Source organism: Flavobacterium sp., from assembly GCF_049590715.1.
In the GTDB taxonomy this organism is placed as follows: domain Bacteria; phylum Bacteroidota; class Bacteroidia; order Flavobacteriales; family Flavobacteriaceae; genus Flavobacterium.
This window is the reverse complement of sequence record NZ_JBAWDL010000206.1, coordinates 1-22,166: the sequence shown is the minus strand read 5'-3', so window position 1 is coordinate 22,166 and position 22,166 is coordinate 1. Positions and strand designations below refer to the sequence as shown.

Here is a 22,166-nt window from a genome sequence, read left to right as displayed (position 1 = left end):
TGAAATAAAAGTTTTGAAGTTATGATTTCGTTATTTTTGATGTGATTATATCATTTACTATGAGACAACTTGCCCTAATCCTATTTTTTTTTATTTGTCAAACTTCTATTTTTGCTCAGCGTAATACTGCTTGGCAAAAAGTGACGAATGAATTCTCTACTCTTTCAAATAAAAAAAAAATGAATAATAATGATTCTCCATTATTATATTCATTAGACTTACTGTCTTTTAAACAAGCACTGCCAAATGCTATCAATAAAACAGCAAAAAGTGTGAGTGCTCAAATTAGTATTCCTAATAGAGATGGAAAATTGGAATTATTTTCAGTTTCTGAATCTTCTAATTTTGAATCAGAATTACAATCAAAATATCCAGACATTAGAGCTTATGAAGGAATGGGAATAACCGATAAAAAGGCAAGATTGAGTTTTAGCGTATCGCCAAAAGGGATTCAAACAATTGTTCTTAGAGCAGATAACGAAACCGAATTTATAGAGTCCTATCCTGATGATAAATCACTTTATGTGTTATTTTCATCTAATGAAAGAGCCAAAGGGACACTGCCTTTAATTTGTAAAACAGATGATATAGCTGTAAATAATGATTTGTTAAAAAAAACAGCAAAAATATCCTCCAACAACAAAGTTTTTAAAACCTTGCGTTTGGCCTTGTCGTGTACGGGTGAATATGCCCGTTATTTTGGAGGCGAAAATGCAACTGTTGCAGATGCGCTTGAGGGAATGAATGCTACGATGACTAGAGTTAATGCTATTTTTAATCGGGATTTAGCCATTAAGTTAAATCTTATTGCTAGTAATGACCTTATTATTTATACTAATCCATCAACAGATCCTTATTCAGATTCTTCGACATTAGAAAATTGGTCTCTTGAGTTGCAAAATACGGTAACAACAATTATCGGAAATAGTGGCTATGATATAGGTCATGTATTTGGAGCTTCAGGAGGTGGAGGGAATGCAGGATGTATAGGTTGTGTTTGTGTTAATCCATCAGGTTCTGATCCCTATGGAAAAGGGAGTGCTTATACTTCTCCTGGAAATGGTAAGCCTGAAGGGGAGGCATTTGATATTGATTATGTAATTCATGAAATGGGACATCAATTAGGTGCCAATCATACTTTTTCATATAGCATTGAAGGAACGGGTGTCAATGTTGAGCCTGGCAGTGGATCTACTATTATGGGGTATGCAGGGGTAAGTGATGGCTATGATATACAAGTTAAATCAGATGATTATTTTGCTTACGCAAGTATTTTACAAATCCAGAATAATCTTAATACTAAGACATGCCCTGTAAGTACGGTTATAACTAACACACCACCAACCATTGATGCAGGACAGAATTATACCATTCCAAAAGGTACTGCTTTTATCTTAAAAGGGACAGGTTCTGATAGTGATGGCGATGTGGTTACATATTGTTGGGAGCAAAATGATTCTGCGACTTCTTCAGATAAGGAAAATAGCCTTGCCATTTCCACCAAATCAAATGGTCCATTATTTAGATCTATTAAGCCAGGAAGTAGTGCGATAAGATACATGCCCTCTTATAAGAATGTTTTAGCGAATCGATTAACGAGTAGTTGGGAGTCCGTTTCTACTGTTGCAAGAACATTACACTTTGTTTTGACAGGTAGAGACAATGCTTCGATGGGAACCGCTCAAACCAATAGTGATGAGAAGGTGATAACTGTAAGTGGAAATATTGGTCCATTTTCAATAACTTCACTTAATACAGATGATTTATATTGGGCACAAGGTTCTGATCAAACGATTACTTGGAGTGTTAATAATTCCAACTCATTAGCAGGTGCATCAAATGTAAATATAAAATTATCCTATGACAACGGATTGACTTTCCCTGTAAATTTAGCATTAAATACGCCTAATGATGGTTCAGAAACAATTATTGTTCCTAATGTCAAGGAGAACAATTGTCGTGTTTTAATAGAGCCAGTAGATAATATTTTTTATGCTGTAAATAGTAAAGCATTTTCCATAGGGTATACTGTTGATTATTCCTGTTCATCCTATAACTACCAAGGTCAATTTGCTATTCCTGAAAGCGCTACTTATACCACCCGAAATATTACTTATCCTACTACTAGTGGTTTAGTGTCAGATGTAGATTTTAATGTAAGTTTTACGCATTCTTTTGTTTCTGATGTTCAAATGGAAATTATAAGCCCTCAAGGAACCACGGTGAAATTGTTTGATAGAGGCTGTAGTGATATTAATGACTCGTTAGTATTAAAATTTGACGACTCTGGTTCTGAATTACAATGTGGTACTTCGTCACTTCAAACGGTCGTTCCTGTTGGTAATTTATCAGATTTTAATGGGGAAAACCCTAGTGGAATATGGAAGTTTAGAATACGTGATGCCTTTGAAGAAGATAATGGAACATTACATTCGGCTGCTATTTCTATCTGTGAAAAGAACTTTGTGTTGAAACAACCAGAATTTAGAATTCTTGACTTTTTTGTATTTACGAATCCAAACAATGGGACATTTAAAGTGAAATTTACGGGTGATTCAACTAGTACTGTGCAGATTAAAATACATGATTTACTGGGTAGGTTGGTTTTTAAGAATGAATATCCAAAAACAGTACTTTTTGATGAGGTAGTCCAAATTCCTAATCCTAAATCTGGATTTTATTTTCTAGAAGTTATTGTCGCTGACAAGAAAGTGATTAAAAAGATATTGGTTGAGTAATACAAACACAAATGCAGTATATATGATAAAGTCCATCCTCACCTCTAGCCCCTCTCCAAAAGAGAGGGGAGCAATTGGGTTAAATTATATTTTTACTGTACCATTTATTCTTTAATAGATTTCAGTTTTCTATATTTTAAATGTTGTTGTTAGGTATTATTAAATGACTCTCTTCTGGCAAGTCTCAATTTTTGGAGTTTGTTAGTGTATTACTAAGCTATTTAAGTAGAAGAATATAAAACGAGCTAGTTTGATAGGTATATTAGTTATAAAATAATAACTTTTCTGCTCATCACCTCATCTTCACTTTTTATATTGACCAAATAAGTACCCTTTGCTAAATGTAGTTGAGAAAGATTGATTTCAATCTTAGATTTTGCTTTATAATTACTTGAATAGACCAATTTACCTGTCAGATTATAAATAGTTATTTCAAAATCTGAAATCGTAACTAAATCAATGGTTAAAAATTCATCTCCGCTTTTAATTGGATTAGGAAATATTTTTAGCTGATTTTTAAATTCAAAAGTATTTACTGCTAATGGTGGCGGACAACTGTTCGTGTTTACTTGATTGTTATCTCTTGATATTACTAAAGAAACAGACCAATTAAAACCAGTTGTATTCGCTTTCAATGCATTTTCAGTTGGAACATTTATGCTAAAATAGCCATTTCCTATTGCTCCTCCAGTCGTACTGGCACGATACAATAATGGAGCGATTGATGGTCCAAGATAATACGTTTCCATTTCAGGGATTGGATTGGGTCTTAAAATATTTGGATTCGTTCTTAATACACAAGGAACCCATGGAAAAACCCCTTGTTTAACTTGTGCATTAGTACCATAAGTACAGGTAATATCTGAAATTCGTGATGAGGCATCAAAACTTCCTACTCCTACGAAGGGAGACACTTTGTCGTACGCTCTATCAATACGCACCGCTGCCATACAACCAGTAGCTTCTATTTTTTGTACATCAATCCACCCATTTGTAGCGCTCCAAGGCTGAAGCATTACTGCAGCATTCCCATCAGTGCATTTTATATTATAGCCATATATTTCAGACATCTTCGCTACATTCTGAGGAATAGTGCCTCCTGAAGCGCTCACATCGTCACTTTCGAGTCTAAGTGTAACACCACCTCTTAAAGAAGTCAAGTCTTTAAAAAGTAATTTTTCACCCGTTCTTACTTGTACTACACCATAACCACCGTGTCCATTTATAATGGTAAGGTTTTTAATCAAACCTTTAACAGGACCTGCCCAAATATTGTTTCTCTTACTTGCTGAACAATTTAGAGCTGCATGTATGGTACCATTGTCATCTACATAACAATCTGAAACCATAAAATTATTAGCTTCTTTAACATTGAATGGAGTAATCCTAGTTTCTTTGGCTAAATGAGTTAAATCAATTTTGAATTGGCCACTTGAAGCCCTAATACTTACATTACTGGATAATACACTTGTATAGCCAATACGAAAAATGGACATGTTAGGAATTAGAGGATCGGTAGGAGAAACTGTGTCATAGGGTTTTACTATAGCCAAAGGATCAAATACAAGATGAACATCAGATTTCAGTTGAATTTCATTAAATTCCCATGTTCCAGCAGGGATGGTAATAACGCCTCCTTTAAGATTTTCACCATTCACCATTACAGTTAAATTAGTCAAGGTATTAATAGCGGTTTGGAGAGTTGCAGTATCATCTCCAGAAGCAGGATTATAAACCAAGGTAATTCTTTGTGATGAAGGAGCCACAGGATACTTTCCAGAATTATCGGTAAAAAAATCCGTTTCATTCTTAAACTCAGGTAAAGGGGAACCCACTTGTGCAAATCCTAAGTTTATAAAAAATAAATAGAATAGTGTAGCTGTAATTTTTTTCACTTTGATTGATTGTATTAAATTAATTCGTTATTGTTTATTTTTTAATTCGATAAAAAGCACCTCATAAGGTTTCAATGTTGGTTGCAAAGGAATTGCTACTCCATTTATCAAATCGTAACAACTGACAGCTTTCTTTGCATTATTAAGTTGAATATCCAATTTGGCATCTTGTTTACCCATATTAATGATTGAAAGGACGTTGTTCCCATTTTCATTCTTAATGCATTTCCAGGTACACCCTTTTATACTCGTGCCATTTTCTTCTACAATACGTACTTCAGGCAGATGCTTTTTTTCTGCTACAATGGATAAGGCTTTCGCTTTCATTTCAACCAAAGAATTCACGATAACTAATTTTCCTTTACTTTGATTTAGAACAGGCATAGCAATTCCATATTCATTTTCTTTTAGACTTATATCATCCACAATAACTATTCCGCCTTTGTCTAAATAGTTTTGAATTTGCTGTAGCTCCTTCAGCGTCACTCTTTTGGTTTTTTGTACTAAAACAACATCCCAGTTCGAAGGATTTTGTTGTTCCAAAATATTTTTGGTTGCAAAACCCAACGGAATTCCTTCAAAATTCAACGATTCATATAACTTGAATAAGTCGTCCATATAGGCTTTGTTGCTATGAGCTGAAGTAATTGAATAAAAAATCCGAATAGGCTTAGGTTGACGTTGCATAGTCATAATTTCCTCGCTATATGCATTCAAATCCATCATAGTTGCATGTAATTCTTGAGTTACACGAGGTTGCTGATTATTCGAACCTGCGTAGGCATTGTCTTTGAAGTTTTCCTTTAGTGAGCCGTCAGCTTTTCTTGGCCAATACCACGTTTGCGAAGCGTTCATTCCTAAAGTATGTGCAGCCCAGTAAACGGCTCTTACATACTTTGGATTCATATATAAATCACGCGTATGTCCCGTGCTCAATAAATGACTCTCAGTGTTAAAATTCAGTTGATTAGGACGTACCGATTTTAAAAAATCATACCCTAAAAAAAGCTCTCTCCAGCCAAAAACATAATCATCTTGCCAATCTGCTTTGTCTTTTTTGGTGTTATTATAATGTGCTGCTCCATCATTTCCATTGATATCGCTTAATTCTGTCAGTCTTTCTAAATCAATTCCAGTACAAGGGTCATTATCAGTAAAAAAAGAAGGCATGATTTTCAAATGTGCTTTGGCTTGTGGGTCGTTTTTACGCAATTCGCTCTTCATCCAAGTAAACCAATCCAGTACGCGTTGATCGTTGAAGGTATTCCAATCGTACCACTGTGGTGTTCCTATTAAGGCAATATCAATTGGAATGTCTAATTTTACAGCATCAAAAGAAGTGAAATTTGTTTTCCATAATTGGTTTAAATTAGCAATGGAATGGTGTTTCTTTTGTAGCCAAACTTTAAATTTTTCGATTGTATTTTCGCCTACGCCACTATTATACCATACTTTTTTAGTTCCGTCTTTATAAGTGATCCAGCGGGGTTCGTTACTCAACATATACCCTAAGGTATTGTACTTTTTGCCTGCCATTTTCGAAACCGTTTCTTTGAATAGATTCGAAATAATCTCTTTAGTTCCTTCCTGATCAATGTCATAATGATAAAAAGGGCCTCCCATCAACTTAGTGGCTTCATTGCCTACTTTGTCATTGAACCAGTCTGGCATATTTCCGCTATCAATGAAAACAAACCAAGGTCGTTTATCGTTTTTAGTATCCAAGTCTTTAATGACACCGGGTTGAATCGTTCCTTTTTCATCCAAAACTTGTTTCGGAGAAATATAATGTCCTCCTTTATTTCCAAAAAATTCGGTTAGTTTAGGAAAATCAGGTTTCCAAGTATAATCAGCAAGAAAAACGGGACGTTTGTTATAGGTTATTTGGTCTTTTTCAATAATAACCTTGTCCCAAGCAATATTTGGTGTTGGTTTTCTAGTTACTTTTCCCTCTTTCAAAAGTGTGATATAGGCAATGGCTTCATCTAACATTTTAACTACATCTCCACGTTCAAAAGTAGGTAGGTCTTCTGCCATTTGGGTCGCATTGTTTTTATAGGGAGTCGTCATCTTAAATAGATTCGTGTTCTGCTCCATGTTATTTGCATCCCAATTGGCAAATTCTAAAAAAACTTCAGCGGTACGTATTGTCATTTTTTCTTTCAGTACATCTTTACCTTGTTTTTCTACTGTAGTAATAAGGTCGTTTAATACCTTTATTTTTTGCTTTGCTTCCTTTTCAAAATCTTGTCCATAACTGGATGAAATTATACCTACAATAAATAGCAGGTTAATTATTTTTGATTTTTTCATAATATATTATTTCAATAATGACCTATAGCATTTTTTGTGAATATTAAGTCGCAATTGATCTAAAACCTCTTTTTCTATTTTTGGAATGTCTTGGATACTTTTTCCTTCGTATGGAGAAACATAAGTAACTTTATCATCTGTACTTAATAAATAATGATACCCTAAGTCTAATGCGGGTTCTTTATATAATTTCATTTGGCGCAGTAATTCTTTTTGAAAATTTTGTGCCATTTGTTTATATTCAGGATGAGAATAATAATTGATTAATTCCGAAGGATCTTTTTCTAGGTCAAAAAACCAAGGGGTTTCTTTACAAGAAAGTACTAATTTATATCTTCCATCCGTTGCGGCAGTCCATTCATTAAAAGGAGAGTCGGTCATATAAATAATTCTATCTGATTCCACTTTGCTTTCAGTATTTAAAAAGGTAGTTGCGTCATTAATTCCTTCAATACCAGTAATCTCACCCGCATTCATAATTCCAAGAATAGTGGGCGCAAAATCAGCTGTGGTGTATGTTTTTCTAATAATTTTACCATTTTTAATTTTATTTGGATAACGAATTACAAAAGGGATTCGTGCCGAAGTTTCATACGGTAAATCTTTATTAATTCTATGGTGTTCAAAAAGTAAATCACCATGATCTGATGTGAATACAACAATGGTATTATCTGTTAATTTATTATCATCCAAAAACTTCAAAATACGGCCTACATTGTCATCTATGCACTTAACCATTCCGAAATAAGCTTTAACCGATTCAGGGTCAAAATCTCCCGATTCGTTTTTACCACCAATAGCCCATTTAGGACGATTAGCAAGAAGCGAAGAGTCCATTGTTTTAGGCATTTTAACTTTTAGATCTTTGTACATAGATTGGTATGGTTCTCTAGCAATATCAGGACTATGTGGATCTGGAATAGAAACCATCATACAAAAAGGTTTGTTTTTGTCCCTTTCTAATATTTGAAGACATTTATCTGTTAAATAATCCGTTGTGTATGTCGCTTTTTCATCTGGTTTTGGTGTTCTATTAACAGCAATTATTCCATTAGGCTCTTTTACTGTTTCAATCCATTTTGCATGTGTTCCCTCAAACATATAAGTTCTATCCAAATAACCAAAAGCATAACCTGGTTGCATATAGGGATGACCAATATCTGGGGTTCCGCCTAAATGCCATTTTCCGACATATGCCGTTCGGTACCCGTCTTGACGAAGTATTTCAGCAAAAGTGGTTAAATTTGGATTCATTGGCATATCATTAATGGGGGCTCCAGCAGAAATAGGATACAAACCAGTTTGAAAAGAAGCTCTTGAAGGGGTGCATACGGGACTAGATGCATAGAAATTGGTGCAAATGGCACCTTCATGAGCAATTCTGTCAATATTAGGCGTTTTAACCTCTATACCTTCTCCCCAAACGTAGGCTTGCTCTTTAGGCATCAGTTCGCGATAACAACCTAATGTTTTAAAAGTGTGTTCATCTGTTTGAATAATCAGTAAGTTGGGCTTTTTTTGATTCGTGGCTGTTTTTTGAGTTACCCTATGGCAACTTACCGTAGTTGTAATACTGGCAAGTATAATGATTTTATAAATGTTTCTTAATTTCATAATGTTTTTATTTATTTGTCACTGTTTTTTATAACTCCTTTTTTAGCATTGCATGCGCCAATGTTAGGAGTGCCTTTTGATAAGTCGATGTGATTACCATAAAAATCAACAGTAGGATAAGCAGGAACATTGGCAAACACACCTTTACCTGCTTCGGGAATAGCAGGTACTGTTATGGCAAGTCCGGTATTTATAGCTGGACTATTAGCTTGAAGTTGGTATTTGTACTTTCTTTCTCCAATTCCATTAAATTGAGGGTCTGCTTTGATTGGGTTCGTATCTAAAACCGTAAAACGACTATCTATGTCTCCATAAAACAAATTGTTTTTTATAAAACGTTCCTCGTCATTCGTCTTTACTACTACATTTTGTTTCCCTATTTGACCACCATTGATACTGTAAAAAATATTATTAAAAATGTAGGTGCTTTTAGCATTGATTTCGATAGCTGTAGTTTCCTTTTTTTCTGGATCATCGACGTTTTTATAATCTAAAACTATGGTATTATTGTAAATGTAACTATTGCTTGAAAATTCTGGATTATTAGTAGCACTTGGATTGGTGTTATTAGAAATCCATAGTGTATGATTGCTATTAGCCCATTTTCTTTCGCCACCACCGCCATTTCTCCAACCATCATTCACGCTTACATTGAAACGGTACACGGCATTTTCATTTCCCTTCAAAATTTCGACAAAACCACCTTCGCAATCCTCCATATAATTGTATTGTACAAAAGTGTATTTATTATGATGATCAATGTGAATACCATGGGAGTCGAAATAACCTCTTGTACTTATACATTGGTTGTATTGAATAACCGTATTGATGCAATGAAAAGTCCAAACAGCACTTCCTCGGGCAGGCATTCTGGGGTCTGTAGAAGCTCCAGGATGGTCGAAAATGTTGTTTTCAATTAAGCAATTGTATGTTTTTTGAGGTAGAATAGAAGTTCCTCCTAAATAATAAAAAGTGTTCTTTCTGCAAACAATATTGGCTATTCTATTGATAAATTCATCTGTTACTTCATCCGAATTTCCCCCTTGCTTAAAGTGTACTCCAAAACGTTGCAGATTGGTAAAATAGCAATTCTCTACCACTATATTTTGAATGTTTTTTTGGTTATTTATAGTGTTTTTTGAGGAAAACACACGAATACCCGCTACTTCCAAACCATCAAAATCAGCTGGACTGATGACAGGCTGAACGGCATATACATTTTGAATACTTAGGTTTCTGAATATAAAATTTTTCAAGCTCTTATTTCCGTCATTAAGAATTTGAATTCCGTAAGCCAGTTTGTCGCCTACGCCTTTGCGAGCGATGGTTCTTTCGTTTTGAATTTCTAATCCATCAAAAATGATGTTGTCTTTATTTTGAACCAAAATAGCTTCTTGATAATCACCACCTCCTGCAGGACCCACTTGACCCGTAATTATAGGTTTGTTCCCTTCACCGTAAGTGGTTATTAAAATAGGTTTTGCATTTGTACCTGAACCATTCACTACAAAATGCCCTTCAAAACGGTCACCTTTTTTAAAATAAACCACATCCTCTGCAGATAATTTAATAGAGCTCATTTTAGCGAGGGTTTTCCAAGGGGTAGTTATGGAACCATTATTAGAATCATCACCTGTAGAACTACTGAGATAATAGCTGTTTTTTGCAGTAACAGACCATTGTGATAAAACAAGCAAAATGATTAAGATATTCTTTTTCATAATCTTATAATTGACTACAGTAGTTCGTAATTGTGATTATTCAATAATTAATTTTTTTTGATATTTTTTATCACCCTTTTTTATAATTAGAACATAGTTTCCTTTAGAAATAGAAGTAGGCAATTCGATACTAAATAAATGGGAATTTTGAGGTTCGATTTGTTGTATTTCATACACCACTTGGCCAGAAAAATTAGCTATAGAAATGCTGATATTAGTGGTTATGCTTGTTTTGCTTTTCAAGAAAAAAGTTGATTTTACAGGATTAGGGTAGACTGTCCAATCATCTTCTTGATTCAATTGTAATTGATGAGTACTTAAAATTATTTCGCCATTTTTTGCATTACAAGCTCCAATATTTGGTGTTCCTTTTGATAAATCTATAGGATTACCGTAAAAATCTACATTGGGATAAGCTGGAATATTTGCAAAAATACCTGTGCCTGCACCTGGTACGGCTGGTCCAGTTATGGCAGCTCCCTTGTTTATTGCAGGACTATTTGCCAGTAATTGATATTGAAATTTATACGTTCCAGTAGTATTAAATAAGGGATTTGCTTTGACAGGATTAGAATCTAAAGTTGTAAATCGATTGTCAACTGCTCCAAAAAACAAGTTATTTTTGATTAGTCGCGTATCGTTATTCGTATTTAATACGACATTTTGTTTCCCTATTTGACCGCCATTAACACTGTAAAAAATGTTATTAAAGATATAAGTACTTTTTGCGTTTATTTCAATTGCTGTCGTTTCTTTTTTGTTTGGGTTGTCAATGTTTTTATAATCTAAAATGACTGTATTATTGTAAATATAACTATCGCTAGAAAATTCTGGATTCTGAGTTGCATCTGGATTTGTATTATTAGAAATCCATAGTGTATGGTTGCTATTAGCCCAAGTTCCTTCTGCTCCTCCGCCATTTCTCCAGCCATCATTGACACTTACATTAAAACGGTAAACAGCATTTTCATTTCCTTTCAGTATTTCAACAAATCCACCTTCACAATCCTCCATATAATTGTATTGTACAAAAGTGTATTTATTATGATGATCGATGTGAATACCATGGGAATCAAAATAACCTCTTGTGCTTATACATTGGTTGTATTGTATAACCGTATTAATACAATAGAACGTCCATACGGAACTTCCACGACCAGGCATTCTAGGATCTGTAGAAGCGCCAGGATGGTCAAAAATATTATTTTCAATTAAACAATTATACGTTCGTTGCGGTAATATTGAGGTCCCTCCTAAATAATAAAATGTATTATTTCGACAAATAACATTCGCAATTCTATTGATGAAATCATCGGTAACATCAGCTGTATTTCCGCCTTGTTTAAAATGCACTCCAAAACGTTGTAGGTTGGTAAAATAACAATCTTCTACTACTACATCTTGAATGTTTCTCTGCTTATTTAATGTGTTCTGAGATGAAAAAACACGAATTCCAGCAACTTCAAGTCCATCAAAATCGGCAGCATTAACAATAGGAGTTACGGCGTATACGTTTTGAACCGTTAGATTTCTGAAAATGAAATTCTTTAAAGTTCTTGTCCCATCATTTAAAATTTGAATACCATATGCTAATTTATCTCCAATTCCTGCTCTACTTATCTTTCTTTCATTTTGAATTTCAAGTCCGTCGAAAATGATGTTGTCATTATTTTGTACCAAAACAGCTTCTTGATAATCGCCATTCCCATTTGTGCCTACCATACCTGAAATAATGGGTTTGTTTCCATTGCCGTAGGAACTGATTAAAATAGGATTAGCCAAAGTACCGGAACCATTTACAACAAAATGACCATCAAAACGATCTCCTTTTTTAAAATAAACAGCATCAGCAGATGATAATGTTATTGTGTTGATTTTGGACAAAGTTTTCCACGGTGCATTAATTGCTCCATTGTTTGTATCGCTTCCTGTAGAGCTACTCAAGTAATACTTTTTTTGCGCAGTTACAAATAACTGTGACAATAATAACATAAGAATACAAATTTTTAGCTTCATGATTTTATGAGTTTGTTTTACAAACGAAATTAGGTCTGAATACAACGCAAAGTCATGCCAATTTTACCCAGTGGTAATTGTAGATTATCTAAAATGGAAAATGTGTAATGTAAATCTTATGATGATGAGTATGTATCTTTTAACAATAAATGATTTATTTTAAAATGAATATTTTTTTTTGAGGATTGTTTTTTAAATTACTCATAAAAAACAAAAAGGCTGTCAAGAATGACAGCCTTTAATATAAATAAAAAACAACTATTATTTTTTCACAAACTTATTAGTTGAAACTCCTTTGTCTGAAGTTAATTTTAAGAAATAAATACCATTGTTTAATGAAGATACATCAACTGTATTTTCTCCTTTATTAGTAAGAACTGTTTTTCCTAAGATATCCAATACTTCAATTTTTTGGATAGATTCTTGAGTGTTAATGTTTAATACGTCTTTTACTGGATTTGGATAAATACTTGAAGTAAATGAGTTGAAATCTTTGTTTGATAAAGCAGAAGCTAAAACTAGATATCCACTAGAATCTAATGCTACTGTTCCTCCAGCTCCTGAAATTTTATTTAGTTGAGCTGTAGTTAATCCTGTGTTGTTGGTTCCAAAACGGATAACACCTGGTTTGAAGCCATTTACAGTTATTGAGCCAGCCCAAGTTTCAGCACTACTATTAGCAAAATGAAGTTTTGTTACCGCATCGTCAATAGTTAGAGTTAGTCCAGTAGATGCACCTGCAAGCGCAACTGTTTTCATGTTTTCCAAATCCTTATTAACGTTTACCGTCAAAAGAGAACCACTGCTAAGGTCTAATTTAGCTGCTAAACAGTTTTTAGCATTTACATTTAAGGCATAAGCTACAGCATTATTTGTTTGGATTGTTTTGTCAAATATTACAACATTATCTGCTGTATTAAAATTCCATGTCATACCAGCTCCAAAAAAGAATTTTAAATTTGTAATGTTTGCTCCAAAACTAACCCCTGGCAAAAAAGTATGGACACCATTAGCGCCCGAAAAAGATAAAGTTGAAGAAACAGTACTATTTATTGTACCTTCATATGTTGTAGTTCCTCCTGTGGCGCCTATAGTTCCAATACCAGCATTATCCAAGAATACATCAGGAGTGCTAAAAGTAAGTGCACTATTGGAGCCAAATTTAAGCGTGTTTCCTGCATTAAGATTTCTTATAGAAAACCAATTTCCAGTTCCTGTATTAGTACAAGTTACCTTGCAATTGATGTTGAAAGTAGATGCTGAATATGCATTAGTATTGTGATATATACCTACGGCTGTACCTTCAAAGGGATTTGTGCCATTATCAGTAACAGTTACGGTTGCAACGTATGTGCCAGATTGAATAATCTCTGAAGTTGCATCAGAAGTCGCTTCCGTAGTTATTTTGAGTATTGATCTGGACCCGTTAATAGTAGAGGTTTTGTTCATCTGTGCAATATCAGTTGCTAAAAGGGCTCCTTGGCTCCAGTTTCCGCTATTCAACCAATTATTATTTCCTAATGCTCCATCAGTCCATATGTTAATTCTTTGTCCAAATGAAGTTGCTGTTATTGCTAGTAATGCAATAGATAAGTAAATTTTTTTCATAATATTAAATTTTAGTTATAATTTATTGCAATTCTAAAGGTATTTATAGCATTTCGTTGAGTTTATTTTATCTTTTTATAGTTATATTTTACCTCTATTTTTTTACATATTGATTTTTTTTACAATTGATTGATAATAATGTAATTGCCTCTTTGTTTATTAAATTATAATCTACTCAGGTGAGGAACGTTTTTTAATTATGAATTAAAAGAATCATTAATCTATACTATTACATAATACTATAGATTTTTTGAATCATAATTATGTCTCATTTTCTGTTTCATTTTAGTTGTATAAGAGCATTGTTGAATGATAGTATATGTTTGCCTTAATGTAAGGTATTATTAATGAGATATTCAAATGGATAAAATTGACTTATTAGGAGGTATTATTGTGCAATAGGGTAGTGTGTGTTGTAAGTATATTTGTTATTATAAATAACTAAACTTTATTATTATGAAAAAAAGATTACTAAAAAAAATAAGTCTATTCGTAGCGCTTATTGGTTTGTCAGGAGCGCAAATGACGGCTCAAACTACTATTATCAATGAAGATTTTGGAGCAGCAGCATATAGTGGAGCTTCCGATGCAGCAAATTTGAATACTGCGGGTCCTAATATCTGGATTTCTGGACACAATGCAAATCCTACTCAATTTGGAATTAACGCAGCAAATAGCAATGTTTATTCAACTTCTAATTATAATTGGGCTGTTCACAATACTCCTATCAAGGGGGTAAGTGGGAATGTAATTACGATTACTACTGAGATAGGATTTGATGGAACTGCAATTATAAATGATAAAGCCTTTGATCTTGTAGGATTAGTTCCATTTAATGATTTAGCAACTATTAAGAGCACAATTGCTTCTACACGTGATGGAGTTATTGTTAATACTGCTTCGCCAAATCTTGTTATTTCAAGTACAGGAGGAACAGGAGCTTTTGCTTCAAATCCTTCAATTGTTCAAGCAGCTTCTTTACTTGCGAATTATGAAATAATTATTGAATATACTATTGGTACTACAGCAGCAAATACTGTTAAAAAAGCACGTATTAGAAACACTACATCTGGAGTTGTGTCAACAGTTGGAGTATCTACTGGAATTGGAGAAGCTGTTTATACAGCCTTGACAGGTGCAACAGGTGCTTATTTCGTAAATTGGACTCTTGGGTTTTATGATGGTCTTGGAATAAACAGAATTAGAACGAGTAAACTTACTGTAGTTAAAAATCCTACAACATCTTTGTCTACTACAGATTTCAATAGAGCTTCTATCGCTGCAAATGTAAGTCCAAATCCAGTTTCTTCTGTTTTGAATATTAGTTCAGACTTAGTTACTAAGAAATACAGAATCATAAATCTTGCTGGAGCAACTGTTATAGAAACAGTAGCAACTGGAAGTGTAGATGTTTCAGGTTTAGCTAATGGTGTTTACTTATTGGTAACTGATGCTGGAATTGCAAAATTCATTAAAGAATAAATTTAGCGTAAAATAAAAATTTATCTTAAAAGTATCGAAAAGCCCCATTGGAATGAAAATTCTAATGGGGCTTTTTTTAGTTTGCTTTATAACTATTATTCTCCTGTTTTACATCAGCCATCAAACTACTTGGGTCAATAGTGATTTTTTTAATCGCAGCTTTCGACTTGGGAATTGAAAAAATGTATTGCGATTCTGCCCAAGCCCAATCTTTCAAAATTGTTCTTTTGATTTCAGGTGTTGGGTTTTCTTTCTCAAAATGCATCATGCGTAGCGGAATATAATAGCTTTCCTTACGACCATCTTTGTATTCTACTAAAAGATCAAGAGGCATTGGTGTACGGCCTATTCGTTCCAGAGTAATTATGGTATTTACACCATTGTAGTCAATATTTTCAACTACTTCCTTGATGCCATAATCAATCGTATTGCTGGTCTGTGTCCAATCCATCAAATACCAATCTAATTCAGCTCCTGAAACACGTTCAGCTGTTCTTTTAATATCATTAGGAGTGGGATGTTTGAATTTAAAATCTTGATAAAATCTTTTTAAGGTCTTGTCCAAATTGTCCTCGCCAATGAGATACCCCAATTGAGACAAAAAGATACTTCCTTTGATATAGGAAGCAATACTATACGACCTATTTTCATCATAACGGTCGCTATGAGTAGTAAGCGGTTGTTCTTTGCCTGAATTGACCAAAAAGTAATAGGCTTTGTAATTTCCTTCAAAGGGATTGGCTTGCTTTTTATTGGTAATTTCATTCATAACCCAGTCTTCTATATAAGTGGTGAAACCTTCGTCCATCCACGGATGTTTGGATTCATTGGAAGCTAAAATATGCTGAAACCAAGAATGTCCTAATTCATGCGTTGCTGTTCCAAAAATTCCGTCTAAAGTTCCGTTGCCTAATATCAAAGTGCACATAGCGTATTCCATTCCTCCATCGCCACCTTGAATAAAGGAATATTGTTTATAGGGATAATTGCCAATTTTCGTATTGTACAAATCCATTACTTTAGCCATCATGGGTTGTAATTGTTTCCATTTTTCAACTGTTTTTTGTTCATTTTTATATATAAAATGCAAATCGACATTGTTAGGACCTTTGAAAACATCATGGGCATAATTGGGATCAGCTGCCCATGTGAAATCATGTACCATAGGAGCAATAAAATGCCAAGTTAGTGTTTTTGTATTTTTTGGATAAACTACCGTTATCCCTTTATCTTCGTACCCATGTCCTATTGTGTTTGGTTTTTGCAAATAGCCCGTTCCACCAAGCGTATAATCTTTATCAATGGTAATTTTGACATCAAAATCGCCCCAAACACCATGAAATTCACGAGCGATATAAGGATCAGCATGCCAACCTTCAAAATCAAATTCGGCTATTTTTGGGTACCATTGTGCCATCGATAAAGCGACACCTTCTGAATTGTTTCTACCTGAACGGCGTATTTGTAATGGAATTTGTCCTTCAAAATCCAACGTAAAAGTAGTTTTGGAATGGGGTAATATTGGCTTAGCCAAAACAACTTCTAAAATTGTTCCTGTAGTTTTAGTGACAGCAACCTTTCCATCTTGTTTGAAATGGGTGATTTTCAAATACCCTATTTCATTGGGTTTTAAATTTTGAATCCGACTTTCTTTAATCGTTTTTTCGTCAACGGTTACTTTATCAATCATTCTCGCATCAGGATCTTTTATATAGTGTAAACGAGCATCCATTTCACTTCCAGGCTGAAAAGCATTATTATACAAGTGGTAATAGACTTTCTTTAGCGTGTCTGATGAATTATTAGTGTAGACTAATTTTTGTTTCCCGATGTATTGGTAGTTTTCAACGTCCACTTGGACATCCATTTTATAATCTACATGTTGTTGCCAATAATCATTACGTTGAGCATAGTTTATTCCAAAATGAAATATCGCAAAAAAGAAGAAAAAGATTTTTTTGTTCATGCTATTTTAAATAAAAAAAGGAAGAACCGTAGCTCTTCCTTAGTTAATAAATTTTTATATTATTATTTTTTAGACATTTTATTAGCCATTAATATCGCATTATATGCATTTACAATTTTTCCAGTCTTTGAAAGATCCGAAAGAAGTCGCTCGTCCTTACTGTTTCCTCCAACAGCAACTTGGAACGGAATAGAAATTCCTGAATCCATCAAGATGTGTTTTACTTGAGAAGCGCTTAATTTTGGATAATACGAACGAATCAAAGCTGCAACACCCGCTACATTTGGTGATGCCATAGAGGTGCCTTGTAAATATTTATAAGAGTCATTTGGTGTAGTGGCATAAATTTGAACGCCGGGTGCAAAAACATCTACATTGATTTTGCCAATGTTTGAAAATTTAGCTACTAACTTATTATTAAATTCAAAATTCAGCGCTCCTACAGTGATCAAATTATCTGAAATCTCGGTTTTTTTATCTTCAGAATCATTGGGGTAATTGTCAAAAAAATCAATATCTTTTGAAGAATTTCCTGCTGCATGAACAATCAAAACGTCTTTTTCAGCAGCGTATTTTATAGCTTCAAAAACCCATTGTTTTTGTGGAGAATACGCTTTTCCAAAACTACCATTAATAACTTTGGCTCCATTGTCTACAGCATAACGAATTGCTAATGCAATGTCTTTATCATATTCGTCACCATCAGGGACAGCTCGTATAGCCATAATTTCGACATTGTTAGCGATACCATCACCTCCTATATTATTATAACGCTGTTGACCCACAATTCCTGATACATGTGTACCATGTACTGCTTCGTTTTTGTCTGGTCCCATAACCTTGTTATTGCCATATTTAGTGTCGGTGATATCGTTTGGATTATCTCCTAAAACTTTTCGATAATCTTGTTTTAGATTTTCACCACTTAAGGCTTCATTGGCTTTCTCAATTTCATCTTGAAGGGCTTCTTTTAAGTCTTTTATAGGCATTCCAAAAGAAAACATTTTGAGGATAGTATTTTTTGCATTTACCACTTCTTCCACTTTAGAACGAATGGTTTTTACTTCATCAGCTGTATAATTGTCTTTTTTTAATTCCTTAACTAACAGTTCATCTGAAGTTTTTAAAGCAGATAGCATTTCTTCATATCTTCCTTTTCCTGCGGTGGCTTCGGCTATTTTTTTATCGTTTTCAGCTTTTGCTTCTTGATAAGTGGTCTCGTCTACTAAGCTTGGGTTTTTAACGATACGTTCGTATTCTAAGTTTTCTTTGATAATATCACCTAGAAAATTCCACCCATGAACATCATCGATATAACCATTGTTATCGTCGTCAATTCCGTTTCCAGCAATTTCTTTAGCGTTAGTCCAAACTACTGATTTTAAATCTTCGTGTTCAATATCCACACCCGAATCTACGATTCCAACAATTACTTTTTGCCCCACTCTATTTTTCAACAATTCATTATAGGCTTTGTCAACACTCATTCCTGGGATAGTGTCCTTTACTAGGTCAAGATGGCTCCAGCGTTTTAATTCGGTTTCATTAAGAGTCGCTTTTTTCTTAACGTTTAAAGGAGCGGTTATAGGAGTGAATTTGTTGTAATTAACGTATGCTTTTTGAGTGCCACATCCTGCTAAAACGAGAGCTGAAAATGTAGCTATAAAAAAAGGTGTAATGCTATTCATAGCCATTATATTAAAATATTTGTTGTTGCCGAAAGTACTGATTTTTTTTTAATGTTTACATGGATTAACACTACCTTAAGATTTCATCACAACTAAATACTTGGTCTAAGCGAACGCCTTTCTCTGTGTGTTTTACGGTAATGATCTCGTTGTTTGCGTCGTGTTCCAGAAATAAGTAATAATTGTTATCAGCAGCAAAGTTTAGAAATTTCGTTTTTTCAGGCATAGTCAATAACGGGCGGGTGTCATAGCCCATTACATAAGGAATAGGAATATGTCCTGCTGTAGGTAATAAATCCGCACAAAAAACAATGGTTTTTCCTTTGTATTGGATGTGCGGAATCATTTGTTTCTCGGTATGACCATCAACGTAGAAAATGTTAAATCCTAATTCATTTGAAAGTTCAAAATCGGAATTTGGTTTTGCAATAAAATGCAATTGTCCACTTTCTTGCATTGGTAAAATATTCTCAGCCAAAAAAGAAGCTTTTTCTCTTGGATTAGGTTCCGTTGCCCATTGCCAGTGGTTTTCATTGGCCCAATACTTAGCATTTTTAAAAGCGAGTTCGTACCCAGTTTTGGACGAGTTCCAATTAACACAACCCCCACAATGATCAAAATGCAAATGCGTCAAAAACACATCGGTTATATCATCCCGATGAAATCCATGTTTTGCTAAAGAGCTGTCCAAACAATGACTTCCCCAAAGCGAATAATACCCAAAAAACTTTTCTGATTGTTTGTCTCCCATTCCGGTATCAATCAAAATCAATCGGTTTTCGTCCTCGATAAGCAAACATCTTGCTGCCATATCGATTAAATTATTAGAATCAGCAGGATTGGTTTTGTTCCAAATGGTTTTGGGAACTACGCCAAACATGGCACCACCATCGAGTTTGAAATTTCCAGTTTCTATAGGGTATAGTTTCATTGTTTTGAAAGTGTTGGAAGGTTGTCTGTCATTAAAAGAATAATTGCAATTTACTAAATTTGATTAGTATGAGCATCGAATTTTTGTTTTAAAGACAAGGCAAAGCATTCGTGAATTCGTGGCTTTTAATTTAATGTATGAGTGTGGTTCTTATTAAAAAAGTCGCAATAAGGAATCCTCATTGCGACTTTTGAAAGTTTTTTGTTTTTACTTCTTCAATTCCAAAAACAATCTCTTTAACTCGGGTTTGTTTTCGAAAACGTATTTTTTAGATTGTATCAGTTTGTCAATATATTCTATTCGGTTTTCAGTCACGGGATGCGAACTCAAAAATTCAGGAATGGCAATGGAATTGTTTTTTTGTAATCGTTGAAATAGATTGGACATTCCTTTTGGATTGACTTTGTTTGCTTCTAGAATTTTATAACCATCGGAATCTGCTTGATGCTCAAATTCTCTAGAAAACGAAAGCGATTGAAAACTGTTTACATTTTCACCAATGATTGCCATGACCCCATTGGCATCACCTAAAATAAGGGAAACAAATAAATAACCAGACAAACTACGGCATAACATTTTCATCGAATGACGATTGTTTACATGAGATGCTTCGTGTCCCAATAAGCCAACGAGTTCATCGTAATCTTTCATTTTATCAATAATCCCTGTAAATACCACAATATTGCCATCAGGCATTGCAAAAGCATTAATTTCATTGGATTTTACAACAGTAAATTTTAATTTTTTAGTATTTTTTAAGTCCAATTGTTGTGCAAATGTATTTAATGCCTTTGTTTTTGAGGAATCTATGGTTACAAAATAGTCGTTTTCTAACCAAGCGGAACTTCCTAATTGATTATCATATTCTTCAGGAATTAAAGCTACTGATTTTTCGCCCACCCAGGGGATAACATAGACATAACAAAGTCCGATAATAGCTAGAATGCCTATTGCAATAATCAAATGTAGAGTAATGCCTAAATCAATCAGTTTTTGGTACCAACCTATATGTCCTTTCTCTTTTCTGAAAAGTTGTATAGTATTAATAAAGTGATTGTCTTCTATTTTAATATGCTGAATCAAATCAGTACCATGATCTAAATGTAATCCTGTGGTTCGTTTGTCGAAAGTGATGTTTTTTATTGGCCACTTATGTGTTTGTCCATCGGATGATTCAAAACAAATAGATTCGTTGTATAAATCAAGCGACACCACAATTTGTTGAGGTGTCGATGAGTTTCCGTCGTAAAAAACGGCTGTTGCTTGGTTTTTCATAAAAATTACATTACTGCATCTAAATCTAAGAAATCACTTAAATCTTCGCCTGTTGCATCTTTGTAGTTTTCTTCTGTTTGTGCTAAAGTGTTTAAGTCAAGCTCTCCATCTAATTCCACATGTTCAAAAACAAATTTCATTGTACGCATGGCTACCCAGGCATACCCAATGCCTAATGTGAAAATTAAAATCAAAAGATTTACCATCACTAGACCAAAGAAATCTCCACCAGTGGCAGTTGACGTAAAATTAATTTTGTCGTCTCCTTTTCTCAAACTTAAGTTATCTACATAATATTCGAACAGGTCTTTTTGCCACCAAAACATATAAATTCCTAGTGTAAATAATGTTAAGAAATACCCTTTAAGGTTCAGTATAAAATAATCACCTCCATCACCGTTATATTCAAATTCAGCATCTCCAAAACGAACATTTCCTAATAAATAATTTCGCATGTTAATAACCATCCATGGGCCGTATATTCCTAAGGTGATTATAGTCAGTCCAATCCATTTTAAAAACAGTTTTATGAACTCAGACCTGTCTCCTCTGTAGCCAAAACGTATTCCTCTCCATGATGTACGTGACATTCTATAGCGATAAGATCCGTGAATAGCAATAGGGGATAAAATTATTAAAGCAGAGTAAAACAAGATCGGACCAAGTAATGGATTACCAAACAAATCAACTAATATATATGTAATTGTACCAATCAAAATAAATAATACAATCACTTTGATAAATCCTTTAAACATTTCTTTTCCAGTACCGTGAAACGAAAAGGAATCTCCATTTAATGCAGTGGAGCTATATACAAATTGCAATTGTTTTGCTTTTGCCCACGGATAATATATTCCAAGTGTAAGGATGGTTAATAGCCAATTGACTATTACGATTCCAAAAAAATCACTTCCTTTTC

The 22,166-nt window shown here is 33.9% G+C and carries 13 protein-coding genes; 2 read left to right on the top strand and 11 right to left on the bottom strand.

All coding sequences use genetic code 11. The annotated features are described in order from the left end of the window. Positions 1-179: 179 nt before the first annotated feature. On the top strand, positions 180-2,738 hold the full coding sequence (locus WBQ70_RS09450; protein WP_423913334.1) for a reprolysin-like metallopeptidase: 2,559 nt from the start codon (positions 180-182) through the stop codon (positions 2,736-2,738). 266 nt (positions 2,739-3,004) lie between these two features. Here the strand turns inward: WBQ70_RS09450 and WBQ70_RS09445 are convergent, their stop codons facing one another. From WBQ70_RS09445 to WBQ70_RS09420, 6 genes are all read right to left on the bottom strand, one after another. After that, positions 3,005-4,633, bottom strand: coding sequence for a T9SS type A sorting domain-containing protein (locus tag WBQ70_RS09445; protein WP_423913332.1), 1,629 nt, complete (start codon positions 4,631-4,633; stop codon positions 3,005-3,007). Positions 4,634-4,660: 27 nt separating this feature from the next. Next, on the bottom strand, positions 4,661-6,946 hold the full coding sequence (locus WBQ70_RS09440; RefSeq protein ID WP_423913329.1) for a beta-galactosidase: 2,286 nt from the start codon (positions 6,944-6,946) through the stop codon (positions 4,661-4,663). Between the two features lie 6 nt (positions 6,947-6,952). Then, positions 6,953-8,560: a sulfatase-like hydrolase/transferase gene (locus tag WBQ70_RS09435; RefSeq protein WP_423913326.1), complete on the bottom strand. Its 1,608-nt coding sequence runs from the start codon at positions 8,558-8,560 to the stop codon at positions 6,953-6,955. An 11-nt stretch (positions 8,561-8,571) separates the two neighbouring features. Further along, on the bottom strand, positions 8,572-10,281 hold the full coding sequence (locus WBQ70_RS09430; RefSeq protein ID WP_423913325.1) for a hypothetical protein: 1,710 nt from the start codon (positions 10,279-10,281) through the stop codon (positions 8,572-8,574). 36 nt (positions 10,282-10,317) lie between these two features. Continuing rightward, positions 10,318-12,273: a T9SS type A sorting domain-containing protein gene (locus WBQ70_RS09425; RefSeq protein WP_423913323.1), complete on the bottom strand. Its 1,956-nt coding sequence runs from the start codon at positions 12,271-12,273 to the stop codon at positions 10,318-10,320. Between the two features lie 285 nt (positions 12,274-12,558). Next, entirely contained in the window at positions 12,559-13,905 is a 1,347-nt protein-coding gene (locus WBQ70_RS09420) for a T9SS type A sorting domain-containing protein (protein ID WP_423913320.1), read from the bottom strand. A gap of 456 nt (positions 13,906-14,361) precedes the next feature. On the opposite strand from WBQ70_RS09420, the gene WBQ70_RS09415 reads away from it, so the two are divergent. After that, positions 14,362-15,387, top strand: a complete 1,026-nt coding sequence (locus WBQ70_RS09415; protein ID WP_423913317.1) for a T9SS type A sorting domain-containing protein — start codon at positions 14,362-14,364, stop codon at positions 15,385-15,387. Between the two features lie 76 nt (positions 15,388-15,463). Here the strand turns inward: WBQ70_RS09415 and WBQ70_RS09410 are convergent, their stop codons facing one another. The 5 genes from WBQ70_RS09410 to WBQ70_RS09390 form a co-directional block, all read right to left on the bottom strand. Continuing rightward, positions 15,464-17,353, bottom strand: a complete 1,890-nt coding sequence (locus tag WBQ70_RS09410; protein ID WP_423913314.1) for a M1 family metallopeptidase — start codon at positions 17,351-17,353, stop codon at positions 15,464-15,466. Positions 17,354-17,415: 62 nt separating this feature from the next. Further along, on the bottom strand, positions 17,416-19,041 hold the full coding sequence (locus WBQ70_RS09405; protein WP_423913311.1) for a S8 family peptidase: 1,626 nt from the start codon (positions 19,039-19,041) through the stop codon (positions 17,416-17,418). Positions 19,042-19,111: 70 nt separating this feature from the next. Beyond that, the gene (locus WBQ70_RS09400) at positions 19,112-19,972 is read right to left on the bottom strand and encodes an MBL fold metallo-hydrolase (protein ID WP_423913309.1); all 861 of its coding nucleotides are present in this window, start codon (positions 19,970-19,972) and stop codon (positions 19,112-19,114) included. Positions 19,973-20,179: 207 nt separating this feature from the next. Beyond that, a complete protein-coding gene (locus WBQ70_RS09395; RefSeq protein WP_423913307.1) occupies positions 20,180-21,247 on the bottom strand; it encodes a M48 family metallopeptidase in 1,068 nt (355 codons plus the stop codon). Positions 21,248-21,252: 5 nt separating this feature from the next. After that, positions 21,253-22,166: YjgN family protein (locus WBQ70_RS09390; protein WP_423913304.1), on the bottom strand; the 914-nt coding region annotated here is incomplete at its 5' end.